This window comes from Paeniglutamicibacter sp. ZC-3 (genome assembly GCF_025847175.2).
GTDB lineage: Bacteria > Actinomycetota > Actinomycetes > Actinomycetales > Micrococcaceae > Paeniglutamicibacter > Paeniglutamicibacter sulfureus.
Genome location: NZ_JAOYTG010000014.1, coordinates 1 through 12,381 on the forward strand (window position 1 = coordinate 1; position 12,381 = coordinate 12,381).

Annotated in this window: 8 protein-coding genes; 2 read left to right on the plus strand and 6 right to left on the minus strand. The window is 65.8% G+C overall.

The genetic code is table 11. The features are described 5' to 3' along the window. Positions 1 to 232: 232 nt before the first annotated feature. Positions 233 to 589 (minus strand): Rv2175c family DNA-binding protein, encoded by a 357-nt coding sequence (locus OIU93_RS14005; RefSeq protein WP_264270693.1) that lies wholly within the window; start codon positions 587 to 589, stop codon positions 233 to 235. 200 nt (positions 590 to 789) lie between these two features. Between OIU93_RS14005 and OIU93_RS14010 the strand changes: the two genes are divergently transcribed. Next, positions 790 to 2,328: a LysM peptidoglycan-binding domain-containing protein gene (locus OIU93_RS14010; protein ID WP_264270694.1), complete on the plus strand. Its 1,539-nt coding sequence runs from the start codon at positions 790 to 792 to the stop codon at positions 2,326 to 2,328. A gap of 80 nt (positions 2,329 to 2,408) precedes the next feature. Here the strand turns inward: OIU93_RS14010 and OIU93_RS14015 are convergent, their stop codons facing one another. The 5 genes from OIU93_RS14015 to OIU93_RS14035 all read right to left on the minus strand — a co-directional run bounded on the left by OIU93_RS14015 (position 2,409) and on the right by OIU93_RS14035 (position 11,449). Continuing rightward, positions 2,409 to 3,881 (minus strand): sensor histidine kinase, encoded by a 1,473-nt coding sequence (locus tag OIU93_RS14015; protein WP_264270695.1) that lies wholly within the window; start codon positions 3,879 to 3,881, stop codon positions 2,409 to 2,411. A gap of 3 nt (positions 3,882 to 3,884) precedes the next feature. Then, a complete protein-coding gene (locus OIU93_RS14020; RefSeq protein WP_264270696.1) occupies positions 3,885 to 8,699 on the minus strand; it encodes an NAD-glutamate dehydrogenase in 4,815 nt (1,604 codons plus the stop codon). A gap of 107 nt (positions 8,700 to 8,806) precedes the next feature. Then, entirely contained in the window at positions 8,807 to 10,057 is a 1,251-nt protein-coding gene (locus tag OIU93_RS14025) for a chromosome partitioning protein (RefSeq protein ID WP_264270697.1), read from the minus strand. Further along, the gene (locus OIU93_RS14030; RefSeq protein ID WP_264270698.1) at positions 10,054 to 10,710 is read right to left on the minus strand and encodes an SAF domain-containing protein; all 657 of its coding nucleotides are present in this window, start codon (positions 10,708 to 10,710) and stop codon (positions 10,054 to 10,056) included. The genes OIU93_RS14025 and OIU93_RS14030 overlap by 4 nt, the downstream gene beginning before the upstream one ends. A 193-nt stretch (positions 10,711 to 10,903) precedes the next feature. Continuing rightward, positions 10,904 to 11,449 (minus strand): hypothetical protein, encoded by a 546-nt coding sequence (locus OIU93_RS14035; RefSeq protein ID WP_264270699.1) that lies wholly within the window; start codon positions 11,447 to 11,449, stop codon positions 10,904 to 10,906. Between the two features lie 120 nt (positions 11,450 to 11,569). Between OIU93_RS14035 and OIU93_RS14040 the strand changes: the two genes are divergently transcribed. Continuing rightward, positions 11,570 to 12,358 (plus strand): LysM peptidoglycan-binding domain-containing protein, encoded by a 789-nt coding sequence (locus OIU93_RS14040; RefSeq protein ID WP_264270700.1) that lies wholly within the window; start codon positions 11,570 to 11,572, stop codon positions 12,356 to 12,358. Positions 12,359 to 12,381: the final 23 nt, after the last annotated feature.

Genomic DNA, 12,381 nt, shown 5'->3' on the forward strand with positions numbered 1-12,381 from the left:
CATGGACCTCATCGACCACCACATCAAAAACCACAGAAAGTAGCCAGAGAACCGGAACCAAAAACGCCAGGATCCCCGACAATCCGGGGATCCTGGCGTTCTGTCTGTCGTAACTTCAGATTAGGGCCCAGGTAGACCAAAGGCGAAGGTCCCTCCCCGGTTTCTCCGGAAGGGACCTTCGCCTTTGGTGCAGTGTCTGTGCGTTGGCCAAACACCTGACGTCTTGCTCTGGCTACCAGCTCAGAGCCTGGGCGCGACGACGGATTTCGGTCTTGCGTCCTGCCCGCAGTGCATCCATGGGAGTCCCGTTCAACGACTCGTCCGGGGTGAAAAGCCACACCAGGAGCTCATGGTCTTCGTAGCCCGAGTCCTTGAGCACAGAGATCGTGCCCTTGAGGCTGTCGACAATGGCCCCGTCAAGGAGGAAGGCAGCGGGGACGCTGCGGATGTTGCGCTCCCCCACTCGAACGGCAATGATTGCGCGCTCATCGATCAGGCTATGGACTCGTTTGATGGAAACGTCCAGTGCTTCGGCCAGGTCGGGCAGGGGCAGCCATTCGGCCACAAGATTCTCAAGATTGCTCACCATTCCAGCGTGCCACATGTGCGCGTCATTCTGGAGCCATATGAATGATTTCGTCGTGGGATCTTTCACAATTGCCATGTCGTGGTGTAAATTCACAATAGTCACAACCGCACCATGAGTCACATAACGCACATAGGCCACAGTCGTGTGCGTTCAATTGCGACCGAACGATTCGTCCTTGCCCCAACCCAAAGGATCGCTCCATGTCCCTTGCACATAACAATCGCGTCAGAGCCATTGGCAGCGCCGTCGCCACGGCGGCAATCCCGGCGGTGGTCCTTGGTTCCCTAGCAATCCCGGCCCAGGCGGCACCCTTGCCCACCCGTGACGCCCTCCAGCCGAAGCTCGCCACCCCGGCGATGGTGAAGGCTGCAGAGGCACGGATCAGCGCTCACTTGGTCGCGGCCCACGTTCCCGGATCGGTTATCCCCCTCGCAAAAAAGGGTGGAACCGCAACGGTCAAGAAAAACGACACCCTTTCCCATCTTGCCGCTCGTACAGGCGTCTCGGTGAGTGACCTGAAGAAATTCAACAAGCTCTCTTCCGACCTGATCAAGCCCGGCCAAGTCCTGCGTCTGAGCGGTGGCTCCTCAAAGGCGTCATCACCCAAGGCTTCGTCCAACAGCAATGGGTCGTCCGCCAAGGCGCAGACCTACAAGGTTGCCCAGGGTGATGTCATGGGATCGATTGCCAGGAAGCTCGGCGTGTCCCTTTCCGCGGTGCGCACCGCTGCTGGCAACCCTGCCAACGACACCATCTACGTCAACCAGACGCTTCGCTTTGGATCAACCGGTTCCACAGGCTCTGCCAAGGCTGCTCCGAGCGCCAACTCCGGCGGCTCGCAGGGCACCTACACCGTCAAGTCGGGCGACAGCCCCTCCATGATCGCGATCCGGCACAACATGTCGGTCTCCGCCTTCATGAAGCTGAACAACTTGTCGAACGGCGACATCATCCGTCCCGGTGACAAGTTGAAGATCAGCGGCTCATCCTCTTCCGCTTCGTCTTCGCCGTCCAGGGCGGCTGCGCCCTCCGCGCCCAAGTCCCAGTCCGGCGGCTCCAGCTACAAGGTGGTTTCCGGCGACACCCTCGGGCACATTGCCTTGAAGTCCGGGACGCCGCTGAACACCATCCTGCGGTTGAACCCGGGTCTCACCTACTCGACCGTGCTGAAGATCGGCCGGACCCTGAAGGTCAACAGCGGCGGCTCCGCCGCCCCGCAGTCCTCCGGCGTCAACCCCACCAGCTCCAAGCCGTTGGTAGGCAACTCCTTCCTGGGCCGCACCTACAAGTCGGACGTGGTGGGTTCGGCGAACGACAACAAGCGCGAGCTGCTTTCCCGGGACCTTCCATCCCCTGCAGCCATGCAGTCGATGATCGCCAGCACCGCCCGGCAGATGGGTGTCGATCCGGCGCTGGCCATGGCACACGCCTTCCAGGAATCCGGATTCAACATGAATGCGGTCTCCCCGGCAAACGCCGTGGGCGTCATGCAGGTCATCCCGTCGGCCGGCGAATGGGCAGAGGGACTGGTTGGACGCCAGCTCGACCTTCTCAACCCGCAAGACAACGTCACCGCCGGTGTGGCGATCATTCGCTCGCACCAGCGCAACGCGCCGTCCATGGAAATGGGCATCGCCTATTACTACCAGGGTGCCACCGGCGTAAAACGCAATGGCATGTACGCCGACACCAAGAACTACGTGGCCAGCGTCATGGCCCACCGGAACAAGTTCAACTAGCCTTCCGGTCAGCAAGACGGGTGTGGCCCGGTTCCCTCGGAACCGGGCCACACCCGTCTTTTGCCGTGCCCGTGCCGCGCTTAGCGCCTGGCTGCGACCGGTAGTTCGAGGACGACACGGGTGCCGGACCCTGTGCGGTCCTCCCAGTGGATGTTGCCGCTGAGCTCGCTGGTGACCAGCGTCCGCACAATCTGCAGCCCCAGGCCCTCCGTGCGGGGTTCGGGAGGCAGACCCACCCCGTCGTCGCTGATGGCTACCCTCAGGATGTCCGCGCCCACGGCGTTGCGCCGGCGTCCGGCGTCCAACACCACTGTGCCGTCGCGCTCGGCCAGTCCGTGCTCCACGGCGTTGGTGACCAGTTCGTTGATGACCAGCGAGAGCGGGGTCGCCAACTCCGCGGGCAGCTGCCCGAAGGCCCCGGTCCGCTCGGTCTTGACCTTCTGGCCCGGCGACGCGATTTCCACGATCAGCCGGAACTGCCTGTCAATCAACTCGTCAAAGTCCACGTTCTCGCTCAACCCCTGCGAGAGGGTCTCGTGCACCGCGGCGATCGTGGCAACCCGGCGCATGGCCTGGTCCAGGCCCTGGCGGCCCTCCTCCGACTTCATCCGGCGCGACTGCATGCGCAGCAGCGCGGCGACGGTCTGCAGGTTGTTTTTCACCCGGTGGTGGATCTCGCGGATCGTGGCGTCCTTGGACACCAGTTCCTTCTCGCGGCGGCGCAGCTCGCTCACGTCGCGGCACAGCACCAGCGCGCCGTAGCGCCCCTTGGCGTTGCGCAGCGGGATCGACCGCAGCGACAGTGTCACTCCCATCGACTCGATCTCGGTGCGCCAGGGCATCTTGCCCGAAACCACCAGTGGGAGCGACTCGTCGATCAGCCGGCGGTCGCTGACCAGGGACATCGTCGCCTCCGATAGCGACTTGCCCTCGAGCGTTGCGGCCGCCCCCAAACGGCGGTAGGCCGAGACGGCGTTCGGGCTGGCGTACTGGACCACGGCGTCGGCATCGAGGCGGATGAATCCGTCGCCCACGCGCGGGGCTCCGCGCCGGGACCCGGTGGGCGTGGCGAAGTCGGGCCACAGCCCGCGGGTGCACATCCGCAGCAAGTCTTCGGCGCATTGCTTGTAGGTCAGCTCGAGCCGCGAGGGCATGCGCGATCCGGCGAGGTCGAAGTGCACGGAAAGCACCGCCAGGGTGCGCCCGTTGCGGACCAGGGGAACAGTCTCGATGAGCATCGAGTGCTCCCCCGCCGAGGGCGCGCCGGCATCGGAGCGCACGATGTCCTGGGTCCGCCAGGCCTGCTCGACCAGCGGCTTGAGGTCCTTGCGGATCCGTTCGCCCACGAAGTCGGTGTGGAAGACGGTGTGCGAGGTGGAGGGACGCACATGGGCCAGGGCCTTGTACGTGCCCTCCACCGGAAACCACAGCACCAGGTCTGCGAACGCCAGGTCCGCGATGAGTTGCCAGTCCCCCACCAGGAGGTGGATCCAATCCTCATCCCCAGGACCAAAATCGGCCGACTCTCGAATTTGGTCCGTGAAGATGGCCAAGGATTACCTCCGTACGATGGAACGCAACAGCCGCAAAGCCACCGACAAGGACGCCATATCATCGCGTTCCAGCCGGTTCACTTCCGCGAACATGTTCTGTGCACGATCAAGATTAGCCGCGTTCGCTTCCAACCACTGACCCACGCGCGCCGCGGGGTCGGTTTCGGTTCCGTCCGTGGCCGCCACGACGTCGCGGGTGAAGTCGATGATCGTCGAGTACAGGTCGTCTCGCAGGGCCGCGCGGGCCAGCGCCTTCCACCTGTCGTCGCGCGGCAACGCGGTGATTCGCTCGAGCAGCGAGTCAACGCCGAAGCGGTCGTAGAGCACGTAGTACACCTTGGCCAGCTCGACCGCGTCTGTACCGCTGCGCTTGGCCTGGGCGGCAATGTCCAGCAACACGAAGGTCTCGAACTGACCGGCCCAGCGGGTCGCCAGGGCGTCGTCGAGCCCCCAGCCCTTTCCCTCGGCCTTCCACCTGGCCACGCGCTCGGCATCTGCCCCGCGCAGCAGCGAACCGACCACCGGGCGCAGCGACCGCACGGTGGGGGCCAGTGACGCAATGGCGCCGTCGACCGGCTCGTCGCGGTCCACATGGTGGATGAACCAACGAGTGGCCCTATCCAGCAGCCGGCGCATATCCAAGTGCAGCCGGCACCAGTGCTGGGCGTCGAAGGATGCCGGCAGCGCGTTGATTGCCCCGATCTCATCATCGAAGGAGTAGATCTCGCGCAAGGCCACGAAGGCCTTGGCAACCTGCGCCTCGCTGGCACCGGTCTCCTCCATGACCCGGAACGCGTAGGTGGTGCCGCCGATGTTGACCATGTCGTTTGCCACCACGGTGGCGATGATTTCCCGGCGCAGCGGGTGGTTCGCCAGCTCCGCGCCGAAGCGCTCGGCCAGCTGTGCCGGGAAGTAGTTGCGCAGGGTGGCGGCGAAGTACGGGTCATCGGGCAGGTCGCTGGCGGCCAGCGCGCCTGCCAGCTGGATCTTCGCGTACGCCACCAGCACCGACAGCTCAGGGGTGGTCAGCGAGCCGCCGGCGGCCAGACGTTCCTCGAGCACCGCCGCAGAGGGCAGGAACTCCAGGTCCCGGTCCAGCTCCGCGTGTTCTTCCAGCCAATCCATCAGCCGTTCGTAGGCCGGGGACATGGCTGCCAGCTCCTGCTTGTCGTTGAGCAGCATGACGTTCTGGTCGAAGTTGGTCTTCAGCACCAGGCGGGCGACCTCGTCGGTCATCGACTGCAGGAAGTCGGCGCGCTCCGAGGCCGCCAGCTTCCCGGCGACGACCATGCGGTCAACGAAGATCTTGATGTTGACCTCGTGGTCAGAGCAGTCCACGCCGGCGGAGTTGTCGATGGCGTCGGTGTTCAGGATGACCCCGTGAAGCGCCGCCTCGATGCGGCCGCGCTGGGTCATGCCCAGGTTGCCGCCCTCGCCGATGACGCGGGCCCGGACCTGCGCCCCGTCCACCCGGATCGCGTCGTTGGCGCGGTCCCCGACCTCCGCGTGCGATTCGCCGGAAGCCTTGACGTAGGTCCCGATGCCGCCGTTGTAGAGCAGGTCGACGGGAGCGCCGAGGATGGCCTTGAGCAACTCGTTCGGTGCCATGGAGCTGACCGTGGTGCCCAGGCCCAGGGCCTCGCGCACCTCGGGGGAAATCGGGATGGACTTCAGGGCCCGGGAGTACACCCCGCCGCCGGCGGATATCAATTCCTTGTTGTAGTCGGCCCAGGAGGAACGGGGCAGTTCGAAGAGCCGCGCCCGTTCGTCGAAGGAGGCACCCGGCTCCGGGTGCGGGTCCAGGAAGATGTCGCGGTGGTCGAAGGCCGCCAGCAGCTTGACCGTGCGGGTGCGCAACAGTCCGTTGCCGAACACGTCCCCTGACATGTCGCCCACGCCGACGGCGGTGAATTCCTGTGTCTGGGTGTCGACGCCGAACTCGGTGAAGTGGCGCTTGACCGATTCCCAGGCGCCGCGGGCGGTGATGCCCATGGCCTTGTGGTCGTAGCCCACCGAGCCGCCGGAGGCGAAGGCGTCGCCCAGCCAGTGGCCGCGCTCGGCGGAGATCGCGTTGGCGATGTCGGAGAAGGCGGCGGTGCCCTTGTCGGCGGCGACCACCAGGTAGGTGTCGTCCCCGTCAAGACGCACCACGTTGGCCGGCGGTACGACCCGTTCGCCGTTTTCGTCCACCACGAGGTTGTCGGTGATTTCCAGCAGCGAACGGATGAAGGTGCGGTAGGCGGCCTTTCCCTCTTCCAGCCAGGCATTGCGGTCCTCGGCGGGGTTGGGCAGTTGCTTCGCATAGAAACCGCCCTTGGCGCCAGTGGGCACGATCACGGCGTTCTTCACCATCTGGGCCTTGACCAGGCCCAGCACCTCGGTGCGGAAGTCCTCGCGTCGGTCGCTCCAACGCAGCCCGCCGCGGGCAACCTCGCCGAAGCGCAGGTGCACGCCTTCGAGGCGCGGGGAGCAGACCCAGATCTCGTACTTGGGCCGCGGGAACGGTGCGTCGGTGATCTTCCCGGGCATGAGCTTGAAGGCCAGCGCGGCCGGGTCGGTGTAGTAGTTGGTGCGCAGCGTGGCCTCGATGAGGTTCACGAAGCGGCGCAGCAGCTTGTCGGCATCCAGCGTCGGCACCTTTTCCAGGGCCTCGGCAAGCACCGCGTGGGCAGCCTCGATCTCCCGGGCGGATTCCTCGGCGCCAAGGGCAGGGTTGAAGGTGCCTTCAAAGAGCGCGATGATTCCGTGGGTGACCTCCGGGTTGCCGACCAGTGCGTCGGACATGAAGGTGTACGAGTTGGAGACGCCCAGCTGGTGCAGGTACCTCGAGTAGGCACGCAGCAGAGCGACCTGCCTCCAGGACACGCCCTCGAGCAGCACCAGGCGGTTCATGTGGTCGGACTCGGCCTCGCCGGTGACGACGGCGCCGTAGGCCTGGGCGAGCAGCGGCTCGGCGGCCAGCGGGTCGATTCCGGCCGGGAACTTCAGGCCCAGATCGTAGAGGTAGCGGTCCTCGGCGCGGGAAGGGGTAACGGCGAAGGGGCGTTCGTCGATGACCTCAAGGCCCAGGTTCTGCAGCACCGGCAGGATCTTCGAGAGCGAGAGCGGCGCGGTGAGGTAGAGCTTCATCCGCGCGTTGATCTCCGAGTCCTCGTCCTCCTCGGGGACGAAGAACTTCACCACCGGCCCGGTGTGGCCGGGCTTTTCGTATAGCCCGAAGCGCTCGATGTCCACCAAGGCGTCCTCGACCTCGTACTCGACGCGGTACGCGGCGGGGAAGGCCTCGGCCCAGTGGGCGGCCAGCTCGGTGCCTTGCTCGGGTCCGTAGCGCTCGTTGGCGGCCACGGCGATTCCCTCTGACCACGAGCGAACGGCGGCAACGAGGCGGGTTTCCAGCGCCGCGCGGTCCACCACCGGGGTCAGCCCGTGGCGCTGGAGGCGGATCCGGTAGAACAGCCGGACCAGCGAGGATTCGCTCATGCGGACCTCGAAATCCATTGACTCGGCGTTGAACGCCGCTGTCAGCTCCTTCTCGATGCGCAGGCGGACGCCGGTGGTGTACCTGTCACGAGGCAGGTACACCAGTGCCGACATGAAGCGCCCGTAGACGTCGGGGCGCAGGAAGAGCGAAGTGCGGCGGCGTTCCTGTAGGCGCAGGATGCCCAGCACGGTGTGCGTGAGGTCCTCCACTGAGATCTGGAAGAGCTCGTCGCGCGGGTAGGTCTCCAGGATCGTGACGATGTCCTTGCCGGAATGCGAGTCGGGGGCGAAGCCGGCGCGCTTGAGCACTGCCTCGACCTTCTCGCGGACCACCGGGACGCTGCGTACCGAGGAGGTGTAGACGCTGGAGGCGAAGAGGCCGATGAAACGGCGTTCGCCGTTGACGTTGCCCTCGGCGTCAAAGCGCTTGACGCCCACGTAGTCCAAGTAGATCCCGCGGTGCACGGTGGAACGGGAGTTGGCCTTGGTGATCACCAAGGCGCGCTTGTCGCGGGCCATGGCCCGGCCGCGCTTGGTCAGGTGCTGGAGGCCGCTTGCAGGTACCGCGTTGCGCATCAGCCCCAGGCCGGACTCGACCTGCAGGCGCAACACGTCTTCGTTGTTCTCGGTGATCAGGTCGTATTCGCGGTAACCCAGGAAGGTGAAGTTGCCGTCGTCGAGCCAGTGCAGCAGGTCCACGGCCGCGTTCAGGTCCGCGATGTCCTCGGCCCCCGTGACGTTGGCCAGCGAATCGGCGATCTCGTGCACCTTGTTGCGCATCGGAACCCAGTCCTCAACGGCCGCACGCACGTCCTTCAGGATCCGTTCGAGCCCGGCGACCAGGTCGGAGACGGCCTCGTCGCTCGGGTCCCCGCCCAGTTCAACGGAAATCCACGATTCGATGGCGGTGTCGCTGTTTTCGGCGACCAGCGCGGAGATCGACGGCATTGCCGCAGTGTCGCCACTGGCCAGGTGGCTGTTGGCGGAAACGGTGTGGAAGGTGGTGATGTGTCCGTCGGATGCATCGCGCGTCACCAGGAAGGTGGGGTGAACGACCACGTTGATGGCGATCTTTTGCCGCACGATCTCGGCGGTGACCGAGTCGACCAGGAACGGCATGTCGTCGGTGACCACGTAGACCATGGCGGTCGCGCCGTGCCGGGTGACAGCAACACCGGCGGTCTTGGACGCCCGCTGCCACCCCACGTCAAGGTGGGCAGCCACCCGGGCTTCGAGCTGCTGCGGCGAATAGCCCGCTTCGTCCTCTTGTGCCAACTGCCCGTAGTAAGTGTTTACCAAATCGGGCGTAAGTGTCTCAGCGATGAAAGTTTCGGACATGCTGGACTCCGACGTGTTCAAAAGAACGCCTCCGTGGATATCGAGTTTGCGTTTCGCTCCATTGCGCAACGCTTGTGTTACAACACTATCCCGCCGGGTTACGGACGTCACATCGAGGGGGTAAATCTGCGCAGAAGCGGCGTTTTGGCCCTAATTCGACGCCCGGCCAGGCCTGCGATCGCCACGCGGAGACCGGAATGCGGGGCGATTTCTGCTAGGGCGCTGCCTGCCAGCAGGGCGGCGTCGACCGCCGCGGCGTCGTGCGGCAGGTAGGCCGCGACGGGGATCTCGGGTCCGAAGCGCTCCCATGTCTCGGCAAGGGCCTGGCGCGGCGAGGCGCCAACATTGGCCGCGGAGACCTTGTTGAAGACCACTTTCATCTCCAGCTCCCCCAGCACCTCGTGCAATTCCTCCAGCGCCCGGATCAGTCTGGGCACACCGATGCTGTCGGCCGCGCCGACGGCGTAGATTTCATCGGCAACGCGCAGCATCGCCGCGGTGACGCCATTGCGTTGCGGGGCAGCGGTGTCGAAGGACAGTTCCTCGTCGAGTTCCAGCGGAGCCGCGACGTCGACGACGATGGTGTCGCAGCCTTCCTGCAGGGCAAGCACCGCCCGGCGCAGCGCGGTCGGGCGCAGCTCGGGCCACCGGCTGGCCCGCGGCAGCCCGGTGGCGACGCGCATACGGGCACCGGCAATCACCACTGGCGCACAGATTCGCTCCAGCTTCGTCGCATCGAACCTGCCCGAATCCACGGTGCGGCAAATCTGGGCTATGCCCGCTGCCTCGTCGAGCAGGCCCAGCTGCACCGCCTGGGACGCTCCGTAGGTGTCGGCATCCAGCAGCACCACGTCCTCGTCGCCCAAGGCACATTCAACCGCGTAGTTCAACGCCACCAGGGAGCGGCCAGGAGACCCGACCGGACCCCAGAAGACCACGACGCGGGCGCGCTTCCCCGTCGTCCCGTTCGCCGGTTCGCCGGCGTGGGCAGGGTCGGGTCCGCGCTCGCGGTGGCCAAGCTCGGCACGGGCGCGGGTGACCAGGATGCCCAGTTCCGCCGCCGGCGTTCCGGTCGGCGACACGTAGGCACCGGCGGCACGCAACCGCTGGCCCTGCGCAACGTCGTCGCAGAGCACCACCACCGGAACGCCGCGCTCGATCATGGAATCGATATCCTGCGTATCCACCTCTTCCGCCGGACCGGCCAGGATGACCGCATCGGCGAGCCCGGTTTCGCACAGCGCGATCACTTCGGCTATTTCCGCACAACTGCGGGCAACCGTGAGGACGCCGCGGTGGCTTTCCAGCTTGTCCACCACGACACCGTCGTCCCCGTGCACCACCACGGAAATGTTCATGAGGCACTGGCTCCTGGATTGAAGACGACTGTGATGCGGGCATCGTTGGCCATGGCCTCGAGCAGGTCCGCCAACCCGGTGTCCACCACCAGGATCTCGACCAAGGTCCCGGCGGTGCCGCCGAATCCGGTGGCGCGTTCGGTGCGTGCCGTCACTTCCGCGGCGGGCAGCAGCAGGGTGGGTGGCGAATAGGCGTTGGCCGAGCGGTCCTTCAGTGACACCCAGACATCGACATGTGCACCGGCGGTGATGGCAGAAGGCAGGGCGTCGGGCAAGTCGATGGAGACCGGGCGGCGGTTGGTGCCGTCGTTCAGCCCGAGCGCGCTGCGCGGAAGCAGCTGCCCGGCGCGGATCAGGGAGTTGGCCCGCGTCCCGGACAACATTCCGGGATCCGCCGGCACGTAGCCGGCTTCCAGCGCGTCCAGCTTCACGTTGACCACGTGGAGCTTGTCAGCGGTGATTTCCTCGCCCAGCGAGATGTCCGACTTGGCCGAGTACATGGGCGTGGTGCGGTCCATCGAACTGGTCAGGGCAACCACCCCTACGCTGGAAGCCAGCACGATGAGAATGCCGAGCAACAACCGGGGATCCTTCCAGCTCGGTCTGCCCAGCCGGCCCGCCGCCGCGGAAACCTGATCGTGTGCCTTGTCCATGTCCCACTGCACCCTCCGCCGCCCATCTCCCCGTGCGCGGACATCCGTCCGTTGTCCGGTGCGCACGATGGATGGAATGCTCCAACCCCGGGACCACTGGTCCCTTTTCGGTCCTTGTGGGCCACCCTACGCCGCGGCGGCGACCGGTGAACAGCAGGCTGCGTAACAATGTGGATAACTGGCGGCCGGTCGCTCAGCCCTCGCGGCGCACCCTGGCCAGCGCGGCGAATGGAATCACGGTCCTGCCCAACAGCGCGCCGGGCCGGCGAAACTCGTCCCGGGCATGCAGTGCCACCTCGAGGAAGTCCTGACCCACCTGGTCCAGGGTGCCGCTGGCCAGAAGCTGGCCGTCAATCCCACCGACGCTGACCCGGGCCCGGTCGCGCACCAGCACGCGAAGGGCCTGGGAGAATCTGACCCGCCGCTCCCCCGGCTCGGGCGCGCTTCCCGCCTCGAGTGCGGCCCACCAGGCCACCGCCTGGACGGGGATCAGTTCCTCGCTACCTCCGTGCTGGAGCATCAGCCAGTCCTTGCCGATTCCGGCCAGGCGTCCACCGATGCGTTCGGCGCCCAGCAGCTGCACGTCAATGCGGGTGCCCACGTGCCGGGCCAGCCGCTGCATCAGGGACTGCCGTGCACGCTCGATCCGCACGAATTCCTGGATCTCGCTGTTCTGCTCCCGGGCAGCCTCGGCCCCGAATTCCGCTTCAAGATCTGCGAAGAGCGCTTCCCATCTCATGAGCACACCCTAGATGCTCAAAAGTTTTCCGCCTACCCCCTAGCTTCCTCCATCATGAAGTGCCATCATACTTTTACAAACAACATCAAATGGCATCAAATCACATCTAAGGAGATCGGCATGGTCACCCAAGGCATCCGCGATACGTTGTCCCTCGCCGGCATTTCCTGCCTGTCGCTGGGCATGCTTGGGGCGAGTGCGGGAATCTGGCGCTCCCTGGATGCGCGTTCCTTCACCGGGACGACGCTCGATGCGACGTCGCTGCAACAACTCACCGGATTTGTCCTGGGCCTTCTGGGCGGGCTTGTGCTCGCCTGGCTGCTGGTCTGCCTCGGACTAGCACTTGTGGCCCGTCTGGCATATGCCTGCGGCCACCGGCGCCAAGCAGCGATCCTGGCCGGAGTCGTCCCTGCATTCGTTGCCCGGCTGGCACTTGCGGGCCTGGGTGGATCGCTGGTGCTGGCGACGTGCTCCCTCGCAGCCGGACCTGCCGGTGCCGCCACCGCCATTGCCGCTGAAGCCCCCGCACTGCCGCAAATGCAGCCGGAAACCTCCCCCGGGACACTCCCTGTCCACGAGGCCGTGAAGTTGCCGCCCGAAGCGATGGTCCCGCCCGGCGAAACAGAGCTGCTCAGCCCGGGATGGATTCCGCACCGGGTCCCGTTGCAGATGCAACGGCTCGTCGGGGGCGGCAACACGCGCCCCGCCACTGAAGTGGTGGTAAGCCCCGGCGACAGCCTCTGGTCCATCGCCGCCCGAAACCTGCCGGAAGGTGCCAGCGCCGAGGAAATATCCGCATCCTGGCCGCGCTGGTACGAGGCCAACCGCCAGCTCATTGGCCCGGACCCCAACAAGCTTTACATCGGTATGGTGCTTCAGGCACCCCTAAGCGCATCACTGCGATCCTGACCTGCAGGTTCGCCACCCCTACC